This window comes from Mesorhizobium sp. EU05-FHT14A09 (assembly GCF_058790995.1).
The window spans coordinates 19,503-43,430 of the sequence record NZ_JBYTDF010000012.1; the positions used below are offsets into that span (position 1 = coordinate 19,503).

Consider the following 23,928-nt stretch of genomic DNA (forward strand, 5'->3'; position numbering starts at 1 on the left):
TCGCAGCATACTACAAGCGGTGCTCACTGCCGACTATGACGGCCTCGTCAGGCGGTTGACACGTCGATTCGGCTCTTCCGACTTTGCCAGCGAGACACTGCATGAAACATTCGCGCGTCTCGATGGGATGTCCGACGAGACAGTCTTGAAAAATCCCAAGGACTATCTCTTTCGCGCGGCTATCAACGTCGGCAAGAACCGCCTTCGGGCCGAGCGATTGCGCGCCTCGGCAGCCGACATCGACGCCGTCCTCGATGTGGCTGCCGACAATCCCGATCCGGCACAGATCGCTGAAGCACGCTCCGAAATGGACGCGCTGCTGCGGGCACTTGAGGAACTGCCTTTGCGCACGCGCCAGGTCTTTGAGGCGGCTCTGTTTAAGGATTTGCCCTATGCGCAAATCGCCGCGAACCTTGGCATCTCCATACGGACCGTGGAGCGCGATGTTCATACCGCGCTCGATCACTGTTCCCGGGTGCTCGGTTATGGAGCCCTGCGCAAGGTGGTGCCCCCTCCGAGGCGGTCCTAAGAGAAACTTTGTCAATTGTGGGAAGACGACGAGCGAAGCCGGATCGCACTGCTTCATTTGCACTGGCCGTGGATGGCCGGCACCTACGACCCCGCCCTTTTCGGAGCGGGATGGCCATGGCAGAATTTTTGATGATATGAGGCGGATCACATCACGCCGAAGTGTCTATGTAATATGGGAAGTGAAGCAGGATCGACCGCCACACGAACGAGCGGAAGACTGCGAGGCGCCAAACCGGAGGATTGAATGGCACCGAGAAGACGGCCGGCAAGCGAGATTCACGCCTTTCGAAAAGGCGACATGAGATCAGATCTCGCAGGGCATTCCTGCCTGACTCGCTGAGAAGGACAGGCGTGTTATACCTGCGTTTCGAGCCAACGATCCCGTCCGTGACGGTGGATCAATTTGGGTAATGGGCATTTGACCGAGCCGACCGATGAGCCCGATTCATTGAAGCGTGAAGCGCTGGCCTGGGTTGTTCGGTTGCGCTCGGGCGAAGCGACAAACGCCGATCTGGCGGACCTGCAGGCCTGGCGGGACCAGAGTTCCGAGCACGATCGCGCCTTCAGGCAGGCGGCGACATTGTGGCGCGATCTGAAGCAAACGGCAGAACAACTGTCCCGGTCGCAGCAAGGAAAGCGGAGATCGGTCAGTGCGGCACCGTCCGGAAGACTGCTGATGAGCCGGCGTGGTTTTCTCGGTGGTGCCGTCGCTGCATCGGCCGCCGCCTATCTGGCTTACAATCCGCCGATGCAACTGTGGCCTTCATTTGAAGAACTCAATGCCGACTATCGCACGGCGAAGGGCGAACGGCGTGATATCAACATTGCCGATGGGGTCACGGCGACGTTGAACACCATGACAAGTCTGTCGGCTCTTCCATCCTCCGATCCGAACAGTCCGCGTTTCGAACTCATCGCCGGCGAGGTCTCGGTAACGGCGGAGCGCGCCGCGGGCCATCCGATGACCGTGCAGGCGCTGGGCGTGCAGATGGTCGTGACGAAAGCGACATTCAACACGCGCTGTCTTGACGGTGATGTCATGGTGACCTGCGTCGACGGTCAGGTTGAGGTCGATAACGGACAGAATCCGATCAAGCTCCAGGGCGGCCAGCAAGTTGCGTTCTCGATGACGCGTGGTCTTGGCGCACCCGTCAACGTCGATTCCAGCGAGACGACTGCCTGGAGGAGTGGGTTGCTTGTCGTTCGCGACCGCCCCTTGTCTGACGTGGTCGCGGACGTCAATCGATACCGCCCGGGCCGGATCATCGTTTCTGGTGACGAACTCGCCAAGAGGTTGGTCAATGGCACCTTCCACCTCGATCGGCTGGAGAATTTTCCGAACCAGGTCCAGCAGTTGTTCGGCGCCAGCATTCGCCAACTCCCCGGCGGGCTCGTCATCCTGAGCTGAAGTCGGCGCGCGCCTTTGATGCGAAGCCGGGAATGGACGGAGTGACGGTGCATGTGCGTCCACTGTTCCATCAGGAACGTGTTGCGATTTCAGCGGGATAGTTTCTGGACGATTGCTTGGGCAAAGGCGGCGCAAGACGGAATGCACACGGAAGCGGCAGGCGACGCCGTACAGGTCGTGGGATGCCTGTTGATCTCGTCGGAACCCTTGCGCCTTCTCTCCAAACAAAAAACCCCGCCGGAAAGGCGGGGTTTTTCGTTCGAAACTTGGTTGCGGGAGGGCGCACCAATCGCTACTCGCGCAAAGATCTTGGAGGGTTCTTTCAGACGCAAGAGTTGGCAGAGATTGTGCGACAGGCGAAGGTACTATGCATACTCACGGGCCATACCGGTCTCTACAATGCAGACGCATGAAACAGCGGCGATGAACCGTCACCCGGCATCAGATCAAAAGCGGCGATCCGCCTATCCGAACAAAACCTTGTCATCTATCCAACTGCCATGCACCCCCGCTGGGATCCAGCCGGGAATATCGATGATCGCGACCGGATTCGCTCGTATGTCGGTTGCGTCAATGATCCATAACGAGCTGCGTTTCGTCGCAATGTCGGCGACATAGCTGAATAGCCATCCGTGATCTTCTTCGGTCCCATCACGAGCTGGAACGAACCAGGGTTCCTCCGGCATTTGCGCTTCAGGAAACTCGCGCAGTGTAACCGCACCGGTTCGACCGTCATACTTCACCAGGGCGTTGTTCTTTAACGCCCCATTGGGAAACGCTGCAGCGTAGATGTATCGATTTGCCCGACCGAGGAAAGTCTGGTTGATGGTCGGAAAATCGGCGGAGATGTCACTGCGGATTTCCGCAGTGGCCTTCCCCGCGACCGGATCGATATGCCATCGCGCAAACTTGTCGCCCTCCACGATGTAGTGTCCGTGGCCGGGAGCGCCGGGTAGCCACTGGCTGAATTTCTTCCAAGCGCTTTCCTCATAGTAGGTCGCTTCCATGCGAAGCGTGCCGTCCGGTTCTTCCCAGGCGTTGCTGATGTGGAAATAGAAATTCGGATCAACCGATATCCCCTTGACAGGACCCTTCGATCGATCGCGCGCCATCACGCCGATCTTGGCCTGATAGTTGCGGTCCCATTTATAGGGGAACACCAGTTTGCTCTTGGGATCGAAGACCACGCTCGGATCGAGAAAAATCACGTAGTTTTCGGTCACCGCGAAGTCGTGCATGATCGATAGCCCTGCCCCGGGGACAACTTCCACATCGGTCAATTCGCCCGCCGGCGACACCCGGAATGCTCCCGACAAAATGCCTGCCCAAGTCAGCCGGAGATGTCTTTGCCTCGTTTGCACTTCCCATTCCGGTCGATGGTTTTGCGATCCATGTCGCCTGGCATGTCCGAAGGGAAGCTGACCCGGTCATCCGCTGTGTGGCCTCGGCGATACGGAAGATACTCGCCTGAGTTCGGCGTCGGATCGCAATCTACCGGTGTTCGGCAAGTGATAGATTTTTGGAACCGGCGCATATGGCGGGCGTTTTTGATGCTGTTTTGGCTACAACGCCACCTCGCCAACGATCGAAGATCACCTCAACCGTCGCCCAAAACCGAGAGTGCCACGTGACGACATACGCAACCGTGATCGACAACATTGCGCGGGCTTTCTACGAAATCGACGGGTCATCGTGGGACGACATGCCTGAAGACATGCAGAAGAGGATGCGCTCCCAGGTCGAATATTGCCTTGCTGGATCGCAGTCCGCCTCCACAATGCTTCGCCGGCATGCCAATGATGAAACGGGCCAAGGGGGAATATCAGCATGCCAGGCTACAATTGGGAGCGGCCACCGCGCCTTTGGGAGCGTCGGTGGTTCAAGGCGATCGCAGTGATTTTGGCTGGCGCGTCAATCGTATGGTTGCAGTTGCGCCTGCGCTCCTAGGCGAGCGCATGCTGTTTTGAGCATGGTGGCTGAACTGAAAGTCGAGCTGAGTGTCCGGCCTCTATGAGTGCCAGGTCGTGAGAAACTCGACCGACGATATGTCCACTTTGATACGGAACAGCTAATGTTCCGATGATATCGACGGTGGCAGCCGCCGAATCGTCTTTCTCGACACAATTCAACTAGAGCGAGCGTTAAGTGGCGCTTTCTCCACCGCGAGATTGTCATGACCTCTTCTGCAAATACAGGCGTTTCCAGGCGTACCCTTGGGCTGGATCCGGCCATTGCGATCGGTCTCGGCGCAGCGATAATCTTTTTTCTGGTCAGTGGGGCGATCGCATATCTGAACCTGCAAGCGCTACGCGAGGGCAATGAGCGCATCGTCCAGACCCACCGCGCCATCGTCGCACTCGATCAGATGCTCTCCATTGTTCAGGACGCGGAAACGGGTCAGCGCGGTTTCCTGCTGACCAACGACGCCCGCTACCTTGAGCCATACACCGCAGCCTTGCGGTCAGTCCCGCTGAAGCTCGCTGAAATCGGCGATCTCTCCGGCGAAAGTTCAACGCAGGCGCCCAGGATTGCCAGGCTGAAACAGCACCTGGACGCCAAGCTCGACGAAATGAAGGACACCATCGAGCTGCGTCGTTCCCAAGGTCTCGAAGCCGCTCTCGCGATTGTGAATTCAGACCGCGGCAAGACCGAAATGGATGCCATTCGCGTCCAGCTCGCGGAAATGGCAACCGAAGAAACGCGGGTGCGCCAAGAACGTCTCGCGCAGATGGCCAGCGCACAGGCCACGGCACTCGTCAGCAGCGTCCTTTCAGGGGTACTCGGTCTGATCCTGACGCTGACGATCGGTTTCCTCATTCGCCGGGCCACGTTGGCCCGGCGACGCGAAGAGTGGCTGCAGGCCGGCCAGGTCGGACTTGCCACTGCGATGTTGGGCGACCAGTCGCTGGAGCAGCTTGGTGACAGCGTGCTGCAATTCCTGGCAAGCTATACAGGCGCTGTCGCGGGCGCTTTGTTCGTTGGTGGCGGCGTCTATCGGCGCGCATCGACCTACGGCGTGCCGGAAGGCACCAAGCTTCCGCTGGAGATCAAGCCGCGGGAAGGCTTACTGGGACAGGCAGTTGCCGAAAACCGAACCCTGGTGGTCGACGACGCGCCCGAAGGCTATCTGGCCTTCGGTTCGGCACTCGGCCAGGCACGTCCCAGCTATCTCGCCCTGGTGCCAGCAAGCCTGGACGGAAAGGTCAATTCGGTCTTTGAACTCGGATTCCTTCACCCGATCGACGAACGCACCGTAGCGCTTCTGGAAGAAGCCTCCGCCGCCATTGCCACTGCTGTGCGGTCAGCAACATACCGCGAGGAATTGCGAACCCTCCTGGACGAGACCCAGCGTCAGGCCGAGGAGCTCCAGACGCAAAGCGAGGAACTGCGCGTCTCCAATGAGGAACTTGAGGAGCAAGGACGTGCGCTCAAGGAATCCCAGGGACGGCTGGAGCAACAGCAGGCCGAGCTCGAACAGACCAATTCACAACTCGAAGAACAGACCCAGCAATTGGAAACGCAGCGCGACGATCTGGAGCGTGTCAACGCCGCCGTGCAGTCGAAGGCGCGCGAACTCGAGCAGGCGAGCCGGTACAAGTCCGACTTCCTTGCCAACATGTCCCATGAGCTGCGCACCCCGCTCAACTCCTCGCTGATCCTTGCCAAGCTGCTGGCGGACAACACCGACGACAATCTGACCGAGGAGCAGGTCAAATACGCCAAGACGATCCAGTCGTCAGGCAACGACCTGCTGACCCTCATCAACGACATTCTGGACCTGTCCAAGATCGAGGCTGGTCATGTCGAGATCCGCCCGGAAGCCGTTCCGGTGGAAAGGCTCGCCAGCAATCTGCGTCAGCTTTTCGAGCCCGTGGCTGCCGAAAAGAAGCTCGCTCTCATCGTCGATGTAGAAGCGGGTTGCCCTGCCGAGATCGAAACCGATCCACAACGCCTCGAACAGGTCCTCAAGAACCTTTTGTCGAATGCCTGCAAATTCACCGAGACCGGCCAGGTCAAGCTGTCGATAGGAAAGGCGACAAACGAGCGCATTTCCTTCGCCGTCTCCGACACCGGGATCGGGATCAGCGCGGAGCAGCAGCAACGCGTTTTCGAAGCATTTCACCAGGCCGATGGCACCATCAGCCGCAAATTCGGCGGCACTGGCCTTGGCTTGTCGATCTCGCGTCAGCTTGCCCAGCTGCTGGGTGGCACGATCGATGTCCAAAGCGAGGAAGGAAAAGGAAGCACCTTCACGGTCACGATCCCGGCGGGGTTCGATCCGGCGAGGCTGCCCTCTCGAGAAATCCCGGCGAGCGTCGCGACCATCGTCGTCCCGACCGTTACGGACGCGCCGCGCTCGGCCCGGCCAACGGTCCTGCGACGTGTGAAGGACGACCGCAACGCAATAGCCGATGCTAAACGTGTGCTTCTGGTGGTCGAGGATGACGACAAATTCGCCGCCATCCTGCGCGATATTTCCCGGGAAATGGGATTTCATGCGCTTGTCGCGGGAACCGCCGACGAAGCATTGAACCTCGCAAGGGACTTCCTGCCGAGCGCAATCATCCTCGATGTCGGGCTGCCGGACCAGTCCGGCCTGTCGGTGCTCGACCGGTTGAAGCGCGACGACCAGACCCGGCACATCCCCATTCATGTCGTCTCGGGGCAGGATCACGCCGAAACCGCATTTTCGCTCGGCGCCGTCGGCTATGAGATCAAGCCGGTCAAGCGCGAACAACTGGTCGAGGTCCTGCAGAAATTCGAGGCAAGGCTCACCAAGCGCGCGAACCGCATTCTGATCGTCGAGGATGATCCCGTCCAGCGCGAAGCGGTGTCGAAACTGCTGGCCGCAGACGACGTCGAAACCGTCACCGCGGGTACGGCGGCTGAGTGCTTCAAGCTCCTCAGCGAGCAGACATTCGACTGCATGGTGCTCGACCTCACGCTGCCGGATGCCTCCGGTTATTCGCTGCTCGAAAAGCTGAGTCAGGAAGGCGATTACTCCTTCCCTCCGGTGATCGTTTACACCGGCAAGGACCTGACGGCCGACGATGAACAGCGTCTTCGGCGCTATTCGAAATCGATCATCATCAAGGGCGCGAAGTCGCCCGAGCGCCTGCTCGATGAGGTCAGTCTGTTCCTCCATCAGGTCATTTCGGAGCTGCCGCAGGAACAGCAGAAGATGATCCGCAAGTCGAGGAACCGGGACGCCCTGCTCGAAGGGCGGCGCATCCTCATTGTCGAGGATGACATTCGCAATGTTTATGCGCTGACCAATGTGCTGGAGCCGCGTGGAGCAAGCGTCGAAATCGCCCGCAATGGGCAAGAAGCCCTGAATGCCCTGTCCAGCACGGTCAACGAACAGGCCAAGCCAATCGACCTCGTGTTGATGGACGTCATGATGCCGGTGATGGATGGGCTGACCGCGACGCGGGAAATTCGCAGGCATTCCCAATGGAAGAAACTGCCCATCATCGCGCTCACCGCAAAGGCGATGCCGGATGACCAACAACGCTGCATCGACGCTGGCGCCAACGACTACATGGCAAAGCCGCTGGATGTCGAAAAGCTTTTGTCTCTCGTACGCGTCTGGATGCCGAAGTGACGGAAACCGGTGCGCCCGCAAAGGTCGAGGACATCGAAATCCGGCTGCTGCTGGAGGCCCTGTTCGTTCGCTACCACTATGATTTCCGCAACTACTCGATGGCCTCGATCAAGCGGCGGCTCCGGCAGGCGCGCCAGCAGATGGGGTTCGCCACCTTCTCGGCGATGCAGGAACAGGTCCTGCACGAGCCGGCCATGCTGCCGCATCTCTTGCGCTATCTCACAGTCCAGGTCAGCGAGATGTTCAGGGATCCGAGCTACTTCCGCGCCATCCGCGAAAAGGTGGTGCCTCACCTGAAGACCTACCCTTCCCTCAAGGTCTGGATCGCAGGCTGCAGCGAGGGCGAAGAACTCTATTCGCTGGTCATTCTGTTTCGCGAGGAAGGTCTGGAAGAGCGCACCATCTTCTACGCCACCGACATCAACCAGGACGCGCTTCATGCCGCGGAAGCCGGCGTCTACGCCATCGACCGGATTCCGCTTTTCACGGAGAACCATCGCAAGTCGGGGGGCAGATCGTCGCTCTCGGATTATTACCAGGCCGCTTATGGCAAAGCCTCGTTCGACCGGACTTTGCGCCGCAACGTCGTGTTTTCGGACCACAGCCTGGTGACGGACGCGGTCTTCGCAGAAATGCACCTGATCTCCTGCCGCAACGTCCTGATCTATTTCGATCGCGATCTGCAGGACCGGGCGCTCGGGCTTTTCAAGGACTCGCTCGCCCGCAAAGGTTTCCTGGGCCTCGGCGCCAAGGAGAGCCTGCGCTTTTCGCACCATGGCGATGCTTTCGAGGATTTTGTCCGCGAGGAGAAGATCTACCAGAGGCGCGGGCCATGACGCCAAGCCCTGCAGAAGCCATCGTCATCGGAGCCTCGGCCGGGGCACTTGAGGCGCTTTCCGCGATCCTTCCCAAATTGCCGCGGGATTTCGAGGTTCCGATCCTGGTTGTCGTCCATGTTCCGCCTGACCGCCACAGCCTGCTGTCGGAGCTGCTGCGCGCAAAGTGCCTGGTTGCCGTGAAGGAAGCCGAGGACAAGGAACCCATTGTCGCCGGCACGGTTTACGTCGCCCCGCCAGATTATCATCTCCTGGTCGAGGTCGAGCGCACACTGGCACTCTCCTGCGACGAACCTGTCCTGTTTTCGCGCCCGTCGATCGACGTTCTTTTCGAGAGCGCAGCAGACGCCTATGGGCCAGCCCTGCTCGCCATTGTCCTCACCGGCGCCAACCAGGATGGTGCACGCGGATTGCGGGCAGTCGTCGCATACGGCGGCACCGCGCTCGTCCAGGACCCGGCCGGCGCGTTCGCGTCGGCAATGCCGGAAGCGGCAATCCATTCAGTTCCCGGCGCCCTTGTCATGTCGCTTGATGAGATCGCCGCCACTCTCCAAACCATGCAGGCCCGTCCATGAACCCAGTTCATTTTCTCCTTGTCGACGATCTCGAAGAGAACCTTCTCTCGCTCGAAGGTCTGCTGCGCCGGGATGACCTTGTTCTGCTGAAGGCCCGCTCAGGCGACGAAGCCCTGGAGCTGCTCCTTCAGCACGACGTCGCGCTCGCCTTGGTCGACGTGCAGATGCCTGGCCTCAATGGCTTCGAGCTCGCCGAGCTGATGCGTGGCAATGAGCGGACCCGCCGCATCCCGATCATCTTCGTGACGGCAGGCAGCGCCAGCGGCCAGCGCCGGTTCCGCGGCTACGAGACCGGGGCCGTGGATTTCATCCAGAAGCCGATCGAACCCGACATCCTGCGCAGCAAGGCGGATGTGTTCTTCGAACTCTACCGCCAGCGCCAGCAGATTTCAGCCCAGCGCGATGCATTGCAGGCTCAGGCCGAAGCGCTCGCCGAAGCCGGCCGGCGCAAGGACGAATTCCTGCTGACGCTGACGCAGGATCTGAGCCTGCATCAGGATGCCAGGGCGCAGCAGGATGTGCTGCTGCGCGAGGTCAACCATCGCATCAAGAACCTGTTCAGCCTGACCTCCGGGCTGATCTCGCTCAGCGCAAAAACCGCCCAGACGGTGGACGAACTGTCCAATGACCTGAAAGGGCGTCTGCGGACGCTGGCGGCAGCGCACGATCTGACGCTTCCCGATCTCAACAACGGCCAGACCCCGGTCAGCTCTGCCGCAACGGTTGCTGCCCTCGTGAAAGCCATCCTAGCCCCTTACGAACTTGAGCACGCCTCACGCATCGAAGTTGCGGGCGCCGATGTGCCGATTTCGGGCAGTGCGCTGACGTCACTCGCACTGCTGCTGCACGAACTTGCCACGAATGCCGCCAAATATGGTGCGCTGTCGACACCGGAGGGCCGGCTGAGAGTCACGATTTCCAACGAAGGCGAGGATCTGCAGCTTGCCTGGAAGGAGGAAGCAAACCTTGCTTCGCGCAGGGATGCCGGCCGGGAGGGGTTCGGTACAGCGCTGGAGAAGGCCGTTCTGCGGGGTCTGGACGGGCGCATCCTCAGAGACTGGCAAGACAGCGGGCTCGCGCTGAAGCTCGACATTCCGCTCGGCAGCTTGCTGCCACCAAAAACGCCTGTGAAAAGCGATGGAGCCTGACCCGCAGCGGCGCGTCTGAACGAGACTAGCGTTTTTTCGAGTGTCGTCGCACATTCAATTTCGGATCGGATTTTCAACCCACCGAAGAAAGACGAGACCGCCGGTTCAGCGCCGGGGTCTCGCCCGGGAATGCGGGCCAGATGGCCGGCGCATTCGTGCCTGGAAAGCGCCAATGGTAGACGACGTCCTGACTGACGAGAACGGTCGCGACAAACAGGGCGTCGAATCTGGTGTCCGCAAGATCATCCACATCGACATGGATGCCTTCTATGCGTCGGTCGAACAGCGGGACAATCCCGAACTGCGCGGCAAACCTGTGGCCGTCGGCGGATCGGCGGCGCGCGGTGTCGTGGCGGCAGCCAGTTATGAGGCGCGAGCCTTCGGCGTCCACTCGGCGCTCGCCTCGGTCACTGCCAAACGCCGCTGTCCCGATCTCATCTTTGTGAGGCCGCGCTTTGACGTCTATCGGGCGGTGTCACAGCAGATCCGCTCAATCTTCGCCGAGCACACCGACCTGATCGAGCCGTTATCGCTCGATGAGGCTTATCTCGATGTCACGACAAACAAGCACAACATCGCCATTGCCACCGAGATCGCAGCGCTGATCCGCGCGCGCATCAAGGACGTCACAGGTCTCAATGCGTCAGCTGGCGTTTCCTATTGCAAATTCCTCGCAAAAATGGCGAGCGATCTGAACAAACCCAACGGCCAGGCTGTCATCACGCCGAAGCATGGACCGGCTTTTGTCGAGGCGCTGGCGGTGAAGAAATTCCACGGCGTCGGACCCGCGACGGCGGCGAAGATGGAAAGGCTGGGTATCCTGACGGGTTCGGACCTGAAAGCGTGTTCCTTGCCGTTCCTGCAGGAGAATTTCGGCAAGGCGGGCGCGTGGTACTACCGCATCGCCCGCGGGATCGACGATCGGCCTGTCCAGCCCGACCGGCCGCGCAAATCGATCGGTGCGGAAGACACCTTTGCCACGGACGTTGTGGCGTTTGAGCCTGCCAAGGCTGAGTTGTCGCCGCTGGCGGCAAAGGTCTGGCAATATTGCGAGTCTCGCGATTTCTCCGGCAAGACCGTGACACTGAAGATCAAATATGCCGACTTCCAGATCATCACACGCAGCAGGACACTTGTCGCTCCCGTGACGAGCGAAGCGCAACTGCTTGAACTGACGGTTGGCTTGTTGGCCGGAACATTTCCGACACGCAAAGGCATCCGCCTGCTCGGGATCACCCTGTCTTCCCTCGTCGCCGCACCCAACCAGCAGCCGCAGCTCTCCTTCGGCCTCTAAGGAACACGCCCGAGATATCCAGGGCGGGGCGAAGGTTCTGTGCCAAAGCGCACGCTGCCCGTGTCGTATGTGTCTATAGGATCGGCGCTCCCGGTTTCCCGGACCATCGCATGGTCGCGCCGCAACACAATCGCCAACCCGACCAGCGCTGCTACAAAGATCGGCACACCGGTGAGCACCAGCAAGCCGATCTCTCCGCTGAACATCTGCTCGTTCTGGAACATCAGGTACTCCTAGTGCAGCGCTTTTCCGGCCGGGTGGTCTCCTTGGTGTTCTCCGTGCCGACCGGCAGACCGTCGGTGTCGGCTTGCTGCGCCACCGGACCTTTGCCTCTTTGCAGGGTCGGGCCGCTGTCGCATGCAACAAGAGCGGTCATCATTGCGATCAGAATGAAAGCTCCCATTGGATTTTCCTCCATCGCCCCGAACGGAGAGTATCGATGGAGGTTCCAAATTTGTGATTTTCGGCAAAGACGCCTTCTTGCGTGAACCACCGCATCGCGACAGGCCAGGACAGCCTGCTTGACGCCCTTCGGCAGGCTCGACCGTCAATCAATTGGAACCCGCGGAGGCAACTGCAGTTAACCAACGCGCATTTGGCGCTGCATCTGAGAGGGAACAATGGCTTCCAGCGTACTTATTGGAATTCTTATAACTTTTCTCGTTATCGTCCTGGTGTTGTATCTCGTTCAGAGGCTGCCGATTGAAGGCGGCATGCGCCAGATCATCCAGCTCATCGTCATTGTCATCGGCATCATCTCGCTGCTGAAATATCTCGCAGTGTTCTGATCCCATTCACCTGGAAAGGAGCCAGAAATGGCAAACAGCAACAGCACCGCCGAGCAGATCACAAGCGAAGTGCAGGAAGCGCTGGAGAAGCAGATTGCCAGCCTCAAACGTGAGATCAACAAGATCAACCGATCGCTGGCCGAGCGCGCAGACGACCTTGCCGAACAGACCAATGGTTTCCTCGATCTGGCTTCGGACAGGGCATCGCGCGCGGCTGAGCAACTGAGGTTGCGCGCGCATTCCGTCTCGGAAGCCGTCAAGGAAAACCCCGGAACGGTTTCCAGCGCAATGCTCATTGGCGGCGCGGTTGGCCTTCTGGTTGGCCTGTTGATCGGTCAGGCAGAGAGCCGACGCCGCTGAACATGCGAGAGGCCGGGTCTTACGGATTCGGCCTTTTCTTTCCGGGGTCGGAACCAGCACTTCCCCCCAAGAATTTTCGAAGGCGCATCGCGTCAGGCAGGCCATTCGGTTGCGCGTATTTGGAGAACTGTCATGAGCGAAGTCACGACCATCCCCACGCTGGATCTCAACCGCTACCTCGGTCGATGGCACGAGATCTGCCGGCTTCCGCTCAGATGGGAGGATGAAGCGGCAACCGACATCACCGCGACCTATTCCCTGAATGAGGACGGCAAAGTCCGCGTCGACAATCGCTGTTTCGACAAGAATGGCAAACCGACACGGGCTCTCGGCGAAGCGACGCCCGTGGATGGTACCAACACGCGGCTGAAGGTTACCTTTCTCCCCAAGGGCCTGCGTTGGCTCCCGTTCACGGTTGGGGACTACTGGGTGCTCAAACTGGACCCCGGCTATCAGGTGTCGCTGGTCGGAACACCAAACCGCAAGCATCTGTGGCTGCTTTCTCGCGACGTTTCGCTGCCCCCGGAAATCCGGGGCGACTATCTGTCTGAAGCCCAGCGCCAGGGCTTCGACCTTGCTGACCTCATCACACCGCAACACACGGGTCGCTTGGTCTCGGATGACATGCTGCCCAACGATTGACTGCCTCATGGCATGGCTCGCTGCCAGCGATATGCAAAGGGAACGGATCTGGCCAGTCAGTCGAGGAGATTCGAGCCCGCCGCATCGGCGGTGGCGTTTCAAACGACCTGCCGCGACAGGTTTCCGGAACGATACCGGTGAGCTTCCGTTGGTTCATGAGATCGCGATCTCGCGGTCCAAGAACCCGGAGGAAGAACAATGACCAGATTTCTTTGTGTAAGCGCTGTTGCGTTGGCAGTCATGACCGGTTCGGCTCTGGCCGCCGGCGAGACCGGATCGTCGGCGCTCGACAACCCAGAAAAGATGGCGCCCTTCTACACCGACAAGGACATGAAGACCCTCAAGTCGGAAGCCGATTTCAAGGCTGCCTGGGAGGCTTTGACCAAGGAAGACCGCGACAGCGTGATGAAGGACTGCAGCGGCAAGACCATTGCGGCCGACCATGACAATTTCTGCAAGATGACGAAGCAGTTCGGCGGTGCGAACTAGACGGCGGAGCTGCCTCGATTGTGTCTGAATGCGTCTCGCGCGCCGGTGACGCCCCCGGGCGGTCAACAACACCAACCGGCCGCCCTACCCCAAACGGGTGATGCACCCTCGACAGGCTTGGGTACGATCTTAGCCGGCGCTGGAGCCTAACCGGCGTTAGGCCGGCGCTGCCGCACTTTGGCGCCGGCCGCTCTTTCCCCAAAACTTTTTTGAACCTGGCATCGCATGATTGCGTTGAGCTGCGGTCCAACTTGCCAGTTGCGCCGCCTTGAGCCCGCTCGAGGCGGCGCCTTTTTTTGGGCTGGCCGTCGCATATTTCGGGAACGGCGGACGACGCCGGCTGTTTATCTCAGGCTGATGGACCTCTCCGTTGGCGATCCGGGCCGGTCCGATGTTGTCCACACTCCATCGGGCCGGTACCGGAACCTTAATGGCCAAGTGGCTTTCGCGCCAGTTCGGTCAATTCAGCCTCATCCCTGACACCGGCTTGATACTGGACGATGATGCGCCGCGCGCTGGTCCCAGAAATTCTCGACTTTGGGCAAGTCGCTTCGAACACCCTGACAAGCATCTCAATCTCGGCGGGCTTGAACCCGCCAGCCTCCTCCAGCTTTTGGCGTATGCGCATAGCGCTTCTCCTTTGCCGGTAAAGCCGCCATGCGGCGAAGTCCGGGACGCAAAAACCTTATGTCAAAAACGTTTGCGGGATGGCAGCGGTCTCAAATTTTTGGAACGGACGTGGGCCTGGCAAGTTGTGTGAGACTGGCACCCACTTCCATCCGCGCGCCAGTGTCGGCCCGATGCGCTATGTCCCTTCCGCGTCGGGCCGGCGGCTTCCTCCAGCAATCTTACGTGTTGTCTGTTGCCTGCACATGCGCGGCGACATACTCGTTCAGTGTCGTGCGGCCACGCTCGAGGTTTTCGAGCGTCGGGCTTTGCTCATCGACAACCGATGCCGTCATGCAGGCATAGGAATGGGCGGCGGCTTCGGAGAAACCCAGTTCCATGAACGTCTCCAGCCATTTTTCGCGCGGCACCGTGGCGACCTGCACGTCGCGGTGCAACGCAGCTGCAAACGCCCGCGCAACATCACCGGCGCTGTAGCGCTGCGGGCCTTCGACATGGCGGATTTCGGTGTTGTCGACCGGCTCGAGCATCCGGCGAGCGGCTGCCTCGCCGAGATCCGCCGGATCGACCATCGGGAGCGTCATCTCGGCGGCGAAGAAGCTGGGAAGCTTGCCTTCATTTTTCACCGTATCGAGAGACGTCATCCAATTGCTCATGTAATAGGCGCCGCCATTGATCGCGGCCGGAATGGACTGAGCCTTCAGCTTCTCTTCGAACCCGTGGAGCACGGTGAGGTCACCACAGCGCTGACCTGGACGAGCTCCTATCGCCGATGCGGCGACGACCTTCTCCAGCCCGGATCCTTCAAGGGCTTCTACGATTGCTGCAACGGTGGCCCGTTCCTCGACATCGGTATCGCTTGACGGTGCAGCCGGCGGATTGAGCAGGAATGCGCGCTTGCCTGTAAGCAGGACATTGCGCAGTCCAGTGATGTCACGCACGTCCGCGACCGCAATTTCCGCCCCCGCATTTTTCAGGTCAATGCATCGCGCGGCATCACGCGTCACCACAGTCACCGCTTCCCCGTGTTTCAGCAAAGTGCGCGCCACCGCCGAGCCAACATGGCCGCTTGCGCCAAGAACAATGTGCAAGATCTCTCTCCTCGGTTTGTAGAGTGGGTCTGTTCACAAAACGGGTCGGCGTCCACGCGGTTCCTGCCGATGGGAAGCAGCACCTCCGCGTTATCAAAAAAGCGGCGCATATGTCCGCGCAGGCCGAGAAAAAGACTTTGGAGCCGCTGGGGCTCGCTCTCAGGTTCTGTCGATCGCCACACAAAAGAAAGCAGGAACCTCTGGCAACCAGCCGAATTAACGCTCGGAAGGGATTTCAAAACGGAGACGATGTGATGAGGATTTTACGTCCGAAGACAGCGATGGTTCCGGTTCTGGCGGCGTTGATGGTGAGTGCCAGTGCAATCGTGGCCGGTGCGCAGGATATCATTGTCACGCCCGAGCAGGACACCGTCATTCACGAGTACGTCAAGAAGAAACCGCTGGCATCGGTGTCCGTGCCAGGGATCGAACTCAATATCGGATCGTCGGTACCAGACACGGTTGAACTCTACAGTTTCGAGGAAGTTCCCGATGTCAGATATCGCTACGTGGTGATCGACGACAGGACCGTCCTTGTCGACCCCGCAACCCGCAGGATCATCAAGGTCTACGACTAGGCCGTGCATCCGCCGCCATTCCAGCGAATGGCGGCGGATTTCGTTCGTATCCTTTGCGCCCGCCCGTCGACGTCGTCGACGAACGCTGATTTAAGAACGCGACGCCTTCGCGTTGATCACTCACAGGCTTTCCTTTGAAATTTGCAACCATCCTTTGGGTCGAAGGAGGGTTCCCCTCTCCCTGTCCCATTTCGACCGTCGACGAAGGGATTGAATTTCTGGCCAACTTGGTCACCGCCCGATCGCTCGACCTTCTTTCACATGGCCACCATCGCCCTGCATGCGAAGAAGGCCGGCAGAAGTTCCATCGAGACCGGTTACGCGGCTTTTCACGATTTCTGCCTGGCAGCCGGCATCCTCGCAGAAGCTCCCGGCAACGCCTCGCACTACCGCACCCCCACCAACAATGCGATCACGCCCGACGTCTGTTGGACCATGGCGTATGCCAGCTGGTGAAAGTATTGCTGCCAATGTGTGAGATCGATCGATGGAAGTGGGAACTTTGTAACCCTGTCTCGGTTAGCCTGTTAACGAGGTTCATGCGCGTACCAGATCACCAGGAAGGCAAGTCATGACGGCAGAGATTTCCGTGTTGGTGGTCGAGGACGAATTCCTGGTGCGCATGGACGTTGCCGATCAACTTAGGGACGAGGGCTATCGGGTTTTCGAAGCCAAGAACGCCGATGAAGCGGTCAGGCTTCTGGAAACAGAGCCGTCGATCCGGATCCTGTTCACCGATATCGACATGCCCGGCAGCATGGACGGGTTGAAACTGGCCGCGGCCGTGCGGGACCGCTGGCCGCCGGTCAAGATCGTCATCACTTCCGGGCACCGTCAGGTCGACGCCGCCGACATTCCTGAAGGCAGTGTTTTCTATCCGAAGCCCTACCATCACCAGGCCATCGTCGCCTCCTTCCAGCAGTTGCTGTCCGAAACCTAGGCGGACAGCAACTGCGGCGGCTGGCTCCCTCACCGTGTTTGGACACGCACTGAACGCGACTGCGCAGAGGAATGAGCCTCGCCGGTCGGCGAGATAGCGGCCGGCAACGGTTTCGACCTAGAATTTCACCGCCATCGCGCGCCCACAGCCGCAGTTTGCGGCATCAGGTGACCAATGCGGCGATAGTCCCTTTACCGTCCAAGGCGAGGAGCCCTTCATCGCCTTCGAATTCTATCCCTGCCTTCCGCAACAGCGGTTTGGCGCTTGGTGTATAGCCGATGAATTTGCGATGAGGGGGCATTGGCCACGAAGTCCGGCGCGGCTGCTTCTTCGGTAAGATGCTGCGCGGCTTCATCGCTCAGCAACAGCGCCGGCCCGCGCGCATCAACCTTGAGGGTGTTGGGATAATGCGAAACCAGACCGCCCTAGGCGGTTGTCAGTACGGCTGCATCGCCTTCACTGAGTTGGTGAAGTTCCCCGCTTTCTCCTCGAAGGAGCTTCTGATCGAGGATTGTCGCAGCTCTCGCCGTTGATTTTCTGCTCGCAGCCATGATGGTTCGTTTCCGGTGAGGCGTACTCGGCTAGGATCAGAATGCCAGGTGAAGCCATTCCTTCCGGGAAGCTGACTGCAACACCGGCGGGATATGCGGGCTTCGGGTTTCGAGCCTGCGATCGTTGGAAATCATCCGACCGGGTTGCGCATGTCGGTCGGTGCAACAGCGCTGCCGAATGTCGACACGATCGCGTCGAGCGACGCCTTCAACGGGCCAGAAAACACCCTGCCCTTCTGCCAAAGGGCGACATAGTGGTAAAGCGCCGACGGTTGGACCGGCTTCGACGCCAGGTCAAAGGCGGCGTATTCGCGGGCGATGATTTCGTTTGTGATCGAAACGCCAACCCCCGCCGAAACAAAACCGGCTTCGTGGCCGCTGGAATCGTATTCAACCAGGATGTCCGGTTCGATCCCTTCGAAGCGCAAGGCGTTCATGTTCATCTGGTGCGATGCGTAGTGCGGATCGATGTCCACGATCGTCTCGCCGGCCAGATCACGCGCTTCAATCAGCGACAGTTCGGAGAACCGATGGCTGGGGTGAAAGACGCAGACGTTGCGCGCGGAGCCCAGGGGGACCCATTCGAACAGGCGCTGGTCGATTGGCAGTCGCGAAATGCCAAGGTCGGCCCGACCGGCCAGGATATGCTCGCCAATCTGATCGTACGTGCCTGAGATCGTCCGCACATTGGAACCGGTCTGGGCACGGATCGCTGCGACAACCTTGGGCAAGGTGACGAAGCCGAACACCGCGGGCGTTGCGATGCCGATGCGTGGCCGTTCCTCGTTCTTCATGGCGAAGATCGAGGCTTCTAGGCGTTCGAGCGCATTCAGCGCCAGTTCGACGCTGCGCAGCAATTCCCAGGCCTTGTGCAGCGGCAGGATCCGGTTGGACGAGCGCTCGAACAGGGGAATTCCCAGGGTCGCCTCGAGCTGCTTGACGTTCTGGCTGATTGCCGGCTGGCTGATGCCCAGGGCCATCGCGGCGCGTCGGGTGGAACCGGCTCGCAGCACCTCCCGAAAGACCTGAAGCTGCCGCAGTTTCAGTCCGCTGTGCGACAACTCCATGTGTCGTGTTCCTCGGGATGTCGGATCGAACCAAAGTGCGCCTGGCAACGGGCAGCATTGCAAGCCCTGGACTGTTGCTGGATTGAAGCAACGCCAAACTCGAATCCGTCACCGTATAGTCATTATAGTGACTGGTAAAGCAGGCCGATTGCTTATCGCTATGCGCGCATGCGGCTGGCGGAGATCTTCGGGGCAAATGTGCGCAGGGTTCGCCTGCAACGCGGCATGACGTTGGAGACACTCGCGACGGAAGCCGAGCTTGCCTACAGCTACATGGGCGGCATCGAACGCGGGCAAAGGAATCCAAGCCTCAGCGTCATGGAGCGGATTTCGAGCGTTCTGGAAAGCGAGGTCCACACCTTGTTGCGTCCCATCGACCTGGACCGGTAGCGTCTTACTCGGTCTGCGAACGCTCCCCTCACGGCGGCGACGGTCTCGTCCGGCGGACAGGTTTCATTGTCCCAGAGCACCGAACCCGGCTTACAAGTATATAATCAGATTTTATAGCAAAAATAATGGAATTTATAGATTGAACTGAATTTCAGACCGAATATCCTGTCGAAATAAAGACAAATTAACTTCCAGTTACTCGAAATAATATCAACAACCTGGAGTTATATCCAAGCAATGTTTTGATATATATTCGAGATCGACTGGATGACGGGACGCGGTCTATACATGAATGGTTTTGCCAATCAGTTTGCGCACGCATTCCTGGTCACAACAGGGCTCGCCCTGGTCAGCGGCGTCCTTGGCACCAGCCTGGGTTTGTCGATGGCGATTGCGCGCACTGCAAACCAGACGGCGATTGCCGGATTGATCACCGCTTATACCACCGTCGTTCGCGGTGTTCCCGAGCTTGTCATCATCCTGCTCATCTACTTCGGCGGAACGGCATTCGCGACCAGCCTTGCGGGGCGCTACGTGGAGGTCAATGCATTCACAGCGGGCGTGATCGCTCTCACGGTGGTGTTCAGCGGATATGCAACCGAAGTGTTTCGCGGCGCAATCGCAGCAGTCCCGGCAGGCCAGGCGGAAGCTGCAAAATCGCTCGGCCTCAACGCCTGGCAACGCTGGCTTTTGGTCGTCGCTCCCCAGATGTGGCGCTTCGCCCTGCCGGCCTATGGCAATCTGTGGATCTCGCTGTTCAAGGATACGGCGCTGGTTTCGGTCATCGGGCTGACCGACATCATGCGCGTGGCTTTTGTTGGCGCCGGCTCGATGCGCGCGCCGCTGGCCTTCTATCTGTCGGCCTCGGGCTGCTATCTGGCGCTCACCAGCTTGACGCTTCTCACCATACGGGTTGCCGAACGCCGCTACCCGGCCTTGGGAAGGTAGGGGCAGGACATGGAACTCGGCACGATGCTCGACGCGGCCATAGTCCTGTCATCAGGGCTGAAGCTGACGCTCACCTTGACCGTCCTCGCCTTGGCCGCTGGCTTTGTCGTCTCGGTACCGCTGGCGTTCATCCGCGCCTTCGCGCGGCCGGAAGCGTCGCTTGCCGTGCTCTCCTATACCTATGTGTTTCGCGGCACGCCGCTGCTGGTCCAGCTCTTCCTGCTCTATTATGGCCTGGGGCAGATCAGCGCCGTGCGGGCGAGTGTTTTCTGGATCGTCTTGCGCGATCCCTTCTGGTGTGCGCTGCTGGCATTTTCTGTCAACAGCGCCGCGCACACCACGGAGATTCTCTGCCGGGGCCTTCAGTCCGTGCCGAAAGGCACGATCGAGGCCGCTGCCGCTCTTGGGCTGACGCGCTTCCAGGTTGCCCGGCTCATCACCTTTCCAATTGCGTTCAGAATTTCGCTGCCCGCCTACGGCAATGAGGTCGTCGGCATGATCAAGGCATCGTCGCTGGCAAGCACCGTGACCTTGCTTGAAGTGACCGGCATGGCCCGGCGGATGGTCTCTGAAACCTTCGCACCCTACGAAATCTTCGTCGTCGCCGGCTTGATCTACCTGCTGCTGACATCGATCGCCGTCAAGGCGACGCGGCTGCTTGAACGCCACCTGTCGAGCGAAAGACGACCGAAGCGGCGCGCATTGCGCATCCATCCGGCTCACGCGCCCTAGCGTCAGCTCTCATTCCCGATCAACCGCAACCACAAGAGGTGTCTCATGCGCATAGCCATGGCCAGCGCTCTGCTTTGCATTGCCCTAGTTCCGGCGACAGCAGTCCATGCCCAAGACCAGCGTTCGATAACGATCGCCACCGAAGGAGCTTCGCCACCCTGGGACGGAACCGATGCCAATGGTGAGCTCTACGGCTATGACATCGATGTCGGCCTCGACTTGTGCCGGCGCATCGCCATCAAGTGCAAGTTTGTCGCCCAGGATTGGGATGGCATCATACCAGCGCTGCTTGTCGGCAAGTACGACGTCATCATGTCGGGCATGGCGATTACCGAGAAGCGGAAGAAATCGATCGCCTTTTCGGTTCCCTACGCCGCCGGGTACAACCAGTTCATCGTGCGCAAGGCGCTGGCCCTCGACCCCGGCGACGTCAAGCAAAAGCTCAGTCTCACTGCGCCAGGGACGAGCGAAAAGGCTCTGATCGAGCGTCTGCGATTGCAACTTGGCGGCAAGACGATCGGCGTGCTGCGCTCCTCCAATTCAGAGGCAGTGCTGAAGGAGCTGTTCGGCGATGTCGTGACGCTGCGCAGCTACGATAGCCTCGACAATCTCAAGCTTGATATCGCAGCCGAGCGTGTGGACGGCGGGCTTGCCGACTATTTCACCTGGCGCGATTTCCTTGAAACGCCGGAAGGCCACGCGGCCGTCTTCTTTGGGCCACAGGTGAATGGTGGCCTTTGGGGACCGGGTGTCGGCGCGGGGATGCGCAAGGACGACACCGACCTGATAGCGCGTTTCGACAAAGCCATCGCGGCGGCGGTCGAAGACGGAACGATCAAGGCACTGAGCCAGAAATGGTTCAAGACCGACATTTCGCCGGCGTCGACGAAATAGGACACCGGCGTTTCTCCGTGACGGGCGCAGCAGCGCTCTTGATCTCCAATCATGGCGAGTTCGATGATGAGTTCTTTTTGTGTGGCCCTGACCGGCCAGTCGCTGATCAAGAAGGATGTGCGGCACATCCGGCAGGAACAGTTCTGGGAGGTCCTGGACGTCCTCAAACAGGCCGATGTTGTGTTCACCAACTTTGAATCGACAATCCTTGGCCAATATGGCGGATGGCCAACCAAGGGCAGGTATTTCGACTGTTCGCGGCCGGAGGTCCTCGACACGTTGCAGTCGATGGGGTTCAACACGCTCGCTTTGGCCAACAACCACGCCTTCGACCTCGGACCGGCCGGGATCCTGTCGACGCTGAGTGAAGTGTGGTCACGAGGCTTTCTGCATGCGGGCATCGGAACCGACGAAACGGATGCGACGAAGCCCGGACGCCGGCAGTTTGGCGACCGCAACGTCACGCTGTTTGCGATGGATGCCGGCCCCGGGCCAGCCAACATGTATGCCGAAAACCGATCTGCGTCCCGACCATCGCGACCTGGCGTGAACCGGCTGAAGACCCTGCGCACGGTTGGTGTGCCGGTTGAGACCTTTCGCGGTCTGGGGCTGCTGAGCGAAAAGCTGCGATCATCGCCGGCCGAGCTGGCCAACTACGCGCAGCCTGACGATCCGATACCGGCGCAGGACGAGAGCGAACTCAATTTCTACGGCACCCTCTTCAGACAGGCAGTCGGCTTTGGCCGCTTCGTCGAGGTCGACCGGGACAATCTCGATCAGCATCTCTCCGCGATGCGGCGGGCGTCGGAGCGTGGCGACTTCGTCATCGCTTATCTGCATCACCATCATTGGGAGGCAGGATGGCAGGACGTGCCTGCCTGGGTCCAAGACTTTGCGCACAGTTGCATCGATGCCGGAGCCGATCTTTTCGTCAGCCATGGCGCCCCGGTGCTTCAGGCGCTGGAAATCTACAATTCCTGCCCGATCTTCTACGGGCTCGGAAATTTCCTCTTCCACGTGCCGGCGGAAGAAACCGAATGGAGCGCTCCGGAGGTCTGGCAAAGCATCGTTGCCACATGCCGCTATACCGCAGACGGAGCACTCGACGGCATCGACCTGCTTCCCATCATATTGGGCGACAGCGATGGCGCAACAGACACCGGCACCAGCAACCGGCTGGTTCCGCTTGCCGCGACCGGAAGCGTCGCAGCCGCGATCCTGGAGGGTTTCGCCGCGCGGTCGCGAAGGTTCGGCACTGAAATCGCGATCTCGGCCGCTTCGGCTTGCGTCGCGTTCGATCCACCACTGTGGACAGAGAAGGTCCCCGTCGGGGAGACGCGCTGATGCGCCCTTGGTTCTATCTTGGACTTTTCACCCTGCCCGGCGCGCCGGCCGCCCTTTTCCATTGGCCAAGGCGAAAAATTGGAACGTCTTTCGCGCGATCTGCTTTCGTCTCCTATCAGCATGGAGACGAAGTTTTTGGCGCGACAGGCTTTCTGGAAGGGATACCTCAAACTGTCTCTCGTGACCTGCCCCGTCGCGATGACGCCGGTGGTTTCCAGCAATGAGCAGATCCGTTTTCATACGATCAATCGCAAGAGCGGACATCGCGTCAGAAGCCAGTATTTCGACGCGGAAACCGGCAAAGCGGTTGCCGAGGACGATGAAGCTAAGGGCTACGAGGTCGAGGAAGGAAAACTGATTGTTTTCACGGACAAGGAGCTGGAGGCCGTCGCCCTTGAAAGCACCCGCACCATCGACATCGAGACCTTCGTTCCCGTCGAGTCGATCGACTGGATCTGGTACGACCGGCCCTACCTGCTAGTGCCAGATGACAAGGTTGGCGCGGAGGCCTTCGCGGTGATCCGCGAGGCCATGAAGTCAACCAGCATGGCAGGCATAGCTAGACTGGTGATCGCCAATCGCGAACGCGCGGTCCTGTTACGCTCACGCGACAAAGGCATTGTCGTTTGGACCCTGCGCTATGGCGACGAAGTCCGCGACGCGGCGGATTATTTTGGCGAAATGGACAGCGGAAAGATCGCCGAGAAAACCCTGAAGCCGATGCGCAGGGCCATTGCGAAAGAGACCGCTGCCTGGAGCCCGAAATTTTCCCAAGACCAGTTGCAGGACCGCTTGAGCAGGCTGATCAAGAAGCGCGCGGCCGACACGAAAAAATCGGCGAAGGCACACAAGACCTCCAAACCGGGGACGGCCAGCAACGTCATTTCCATAACCGACGCCCTGCGGGCCAGTCTTGCTAAGGAAAAACAGAAAGCGCGGTGAACTTCTATGCAGACACGTCGTGACGCGCAAACGCTGCTGACGGTGGCAGCGATCTTTGGAGCGATCAGCATTGCCTGGATCGTCATACTGTTGAGGGCCGGTTGGTTCTAGGCGTCACTTCGGTTCGTACTGCCAGACCCTGTCTTCG

At 59.7% G+C, this 23,928-nt stretch carries 26 protein-coding genes; 20 read left to right on the forward strand and 6 right to left on the reverse strand.

The window, feature by feature from the left end:
- Positions 1-19 precede the first annotated feature (19 nt).
- Positions 20-529 carry an RNA polymerase sigma factor gene (locus AC3WTO_RS27605; protein WP_492558454.1) on the forward strand — a complete coding sequence of 170 codons (510 nt, stop codon included), beginning with the start codon at positions 20-22 and terminating at the stop codon, positions 527-529.
- Positions 530-949: 420 nt separating this feature from the next.
- Positions 950-1,939 (forward strand): FecR family protein, encoded by a 990-nt coding sequence (locus tag AC3WTO_RS27610; protein WP_492464281.1) that lies wholly within the window; start codon positions 950-952, stop codon positions 1,937-1,939.
- A gap of 464 nt (positions 1,940-2,403) precedes the next feature.
- Here the strand turns inward: AC3WTO_RS27610 and AC3WTO_RS27615 are convergent, their stop codons facing one another.
- Positions 2,404-3,237, reverse strand: a complete 834-nt coding sequence (locus AC3WTO_RS27615) for a carotenoid oxygenase family protein (protein WP_492464280.1) — start codon at positions 3,235-3,237, stop codon at positions 2,404-2,406.
- 875 nt (positions 3,238-4,112) lie between these two features.
- On the opposite strand from AC3WTO_RS27615, the gene AC3WTO_RS27620 reads away from it, so the two are divergent.
- The 5 genes from AC3WTO_RS27620 (at position 4,113) to dinB (ending at position 11,397) form a co-directional block, all read left to right on the forward strand.
- Positions 4,113-7,544 carry a response regulator gene (locus AC3WTO_RS27620; RefSeq protein WP_492464279.1) on the forward strand — a complete coding sequence of 1,144 codons (3,432 nt, stop codon included), beginning with the start codon at positions 4,113-4,115 and terminating at the stop codon, positions 7,542-7,544.
- Positions 7,541-8,380, forward strand: coding sequence for a CheR family methyltransferase (locus AC3WTO_RS27625; protein WP_492464278.1), 840 nt, complete (start codon positions 7,541-7,543; stop codon positions 8,378-8,380). Before AC3WTO_RS27620 ends, AC3WTO_RS27625 begins: the two co-directional genes overlap by 4 nt.
- Positions 8,377-8,955, forward strand: a complete 579-nt coding sequence (locus AC3WTO_RS27630) for a chemotaxis protein CheB (protein ID WP_492464277.1) — start codon at positions 8,377-8,379, stop codon at positions 8,953-8,955. Before AC3WTO_RS27625 ends, AC3WTO_RS27630 begins: the two co-directional genes overlap by 4 nt.
- The gene (locus AC3WTO_RS27635; RefSeq protein ID WP_492464276.1) at positions 8,952-10,103 is read left to right on the forward strand and encodes a response regulator; all 1,152 of its coding nucleotides are present in this window, start codon (positions 8,952-8,954) and stop codon (positions 10,101-10,103) included. Before AC3WTO_RS27630 ends, AC3WTO_RS27635 begins: the two co-directional genes overlap by 4 nt.
- A gap of 172 nt (positions 10,104-10,275) precedes the next feature.
- Positions 10,276-11,397, forward strand: coding sequence for a DNA polymerase IV (gene dinB, locus AC3WTO_RS27640; protein ID WP_492464275.1), 1,122 nt, complete (start codon positions 10,276-10,278; stop codon positions 11,395-11,397).
- On the opposite strand, the gene AC3WTO_RS27645 is transcribed toward dinB, so the two are convergent.
- On the reverse strand, positions 11,394-11,621 hold the full coding sequence (locus AC3WTO_RS27645; protein WP_492464274.1) for a hypothetical protein: 228 nt from the start codon (positions 11,619-11,621) through the stop codon (positions 11,394-11,396). The two genes, dinB and AC3WTO_RS27645, sit on opposite strands and share 4 nt — an antisense overlap.
- A complete protein-coding gene (locus AC3WTO_RS27650) occupies positions 11,621-11,800 on the reverse strand; it encodes a hypothetical protein (RefSeq protein WP_492464273.1) in 180 nt (59 codons plus the stop codon). Before AC3WTO_RS27650 ends, AC3WTO_RS27645 begins: the two co-directional genes overlap by 1 nt.
- 217 nt (positions 11,801-12,017) lie before the next feature.
- On the opposite strand from AC3WTO_RS27650, the gene AC3WTO_RS27655 reads away from it, so the two are divergent.
- The 4 genes from AC3WTO_RS27655 (at position 12,018) to AC3WTO_RS27670 (ending at position 13,676) form a co-directional block, all read left to right on the forward strand.
- Entirely contained in the window at positions 12,018-12,185 is a 168-nt protein-coding gene (locus tag AC3WTO_RS27655; protein WP_492464272.1) for a Thivi_2564 family membrane protein, read from the forward strand.
- Between the two features lie 27 nt (positions 12,186-12,212).
- Entirely contained in the window at positions 12,213-12,545 is a 333-nt protein-coding gene (locus tag AC3WTO_RS27660) for an ElaB/YgaM/YqjD family protein (RefSeq protein ID WP_492464271.1), read from the forward strand.
- Positions 12,546-12,677: 132 nt separating this feature from the next.
- A complete protein-coding gene (locus tag AC3WTO_RS27665; RefSeq protein WP_492464270.1) occupies positions 12,678-13,187 on the forward strand; it encodes a lipocalin family protein in 510 nt (169 codons plus the stop codon).
- A gap of 198 nt (positions 13,188-13,385) precedes the next feature.
- Positions 13,386-13,676 (forward strand): hypothetical protein, encoded by a 291-nt coding sequence (locus AC3WTO_RS27670; RefSeq protein WP_492464269.1) that lies wholly within the window; start codon positions 13,386-13,388, stop codon positions 13,674-13,676.
- Between the two features lie 427 nt (positions 13,677-14,103).
- Here AC3WTO_RS27670 and AC3WTO_RS27675 read toward each other — a convergent pair whose 3' ends face one another.
- Positions 14,104-14,304 (reverse strand): hypothetical protein, encoded by a 201-nt coding sequence (locus AC3WTO_RS27675; protein ID WP_492464268.1) that lies wholly within the window; start codon positions 14,302-14,304, stop codon positions 14,104-14,106.
- 220 nt (positions 14,305-14,524) lie between these two features.
- Positions 14,525-15,394, reverse strand: coding sequence for an NmrA family NAD(P)-binding protein (locus tag AC3WTO_RS27680; protein WP_492464267.1), 870 nt, complete (start codon positions 15,392-15,394; stop codon positions 14,525-14,527).
- 305 nt (positions 15,395-15,699) lie between these two features.
- Here AC3WTO_RS27680 and AC3WTO_RS27685 point away from each other — a divergent pair, with 305 nt between their 5' ends.
- From AC3WTO_RS27685 to AC3WTO_RS27695, 3 genes are all read left to right on the forward strand, one after another.
- The gene (locus tag AC3WTO_RS27685) at positions 15,700-15,972 is read left to right on the forward strand and encodes a DUF1236 domain-containing protein (RefSeq protein ID WP_492464312.1); all 273 of its coding nucleotides are present in this window, start codon (positions 15,700-15,702) and stop codon (positions 15,970-15,972) included.
- 261 nt (positions 15,973-16,233) lie between these two features.
- Positions 16,234-16,428, forward strand: a complete 195-nt coding sequence (locus AC3WTO_RS27690) for a hypothetical protein (protein WP_492464266.1) — start codon at positions 16,234-16,236, stop codon at positions 16,426-16,428.
- A 115-nt stretch (positions 16,429-16,543) separates the two neighbouring features.
- Complete coding sequence (locus tag AC3WTO_RS27695; RefSeq protein ID WP_492464265.1) at positions 16,544-16,912, forward strand: response regulator; 369 nt, start codon at positions 16,544-16,546, stop codon at positions 16,910-16,912.
- A gap of 682 nt (positions 16,913-17,594) precedes the next feature.
- On the opposite strand, the gene AC3WTO_RS27700 is transcribed toward AC3WTO_RS27695, so the two are convergent.
- Positions 17,595-18,530 (reverse strand): LysR family transcriptional regulator, encoded by a 936-nt coding sequence (locus AC3WTO_RS27700; protein WP_492464264.1) that lies wholly within the window; start codon positions 18,528-18,530, stop codon positions 17,595-17,597.
- 168 nt (positions 18,531-18,698) lie between these two features.
- Between AC3WTO_RS27700 and AC3WTO_RS27705 the strand changes: the two genes are divergently transcribed.
- The 6 genes from AC3WTO_RS27705 (at position 18,699) to ku (ending at position 23,780) form a co-directional block, all read left to right on the forward strand.
- A complete protein-coding gene (locus tag AC3WTO_RS27705) occupies positions 18,699-18,920 on the forward strand; it encodes a helix-turn-helix domain-containing protein (RefSeq protein ID WP_492464263.1) in 222 nt (73 codons plus the stop codon).
- Between the two features lie 288 nt (positions 18,921-19,208).
- The gene (locus tag AC3WTO_RS27710; RefSeq protein WP_492464311.1) at positions 19,209-19,868 is read left to right on the forward strand and encodes an ABC transporter permease subunit; all 660 of its coding nucleotides are present in this window, start codon (positions 19,209-19,211) and stop codon (positions 19,866-19,868) included.
- Between the two features lie 9 nt (positions 19,869-19,877).
- A complete protein-coding gene (locus tag AC3WTO_RS27715; protein WP_492464262.1) occupies positions 19,878-20,600 on the forward strand; it encodes an ABC transporter permease in 723 nt (240 codons plus the stop codon).
- A 45-nt stretch (positions 20,601-20,645) separates the two neighbouring features.
- Positions 20,646-21,494: a transporter substrate-binding domain-containing protein gene (locus AC3WTO_RS27720; protein WP_492464260.1), complete on the forward strand. Its 849-nt coding sequence runs from the start codon at positions 20,646-20,648 to the stop codon at positions 21,492-21,494.
- Positions 21,495-21,557: 63 nt separating this feature from the next.
- Positions 21,558-22,838, forward strand: coding sequence for a CapA family protein (locus AC3WTO_RS27725; protein WP_492464259.1), 1,281 nt, complete (start codon positions 21,558-21,560; stop codon positions 22,836-22,838).
- A gap of 78 nt (positions 22,839-22,916) precedes the next feature.
- The gene (gene ku / locus AC3WTO_RS27730; protein WP_492558455.1) at positions 22,917-23,780 is read left to right on the forward strand and encodes a non-homologous end joining protein Ku; all 864 of its coding nucleotides are present in this window, start codon (positions 22,917-22,919) and stop codon (positions 23,778-23,780) included.
- Positions 23,781-23,928: the final 148 nt, after the last annotated feature.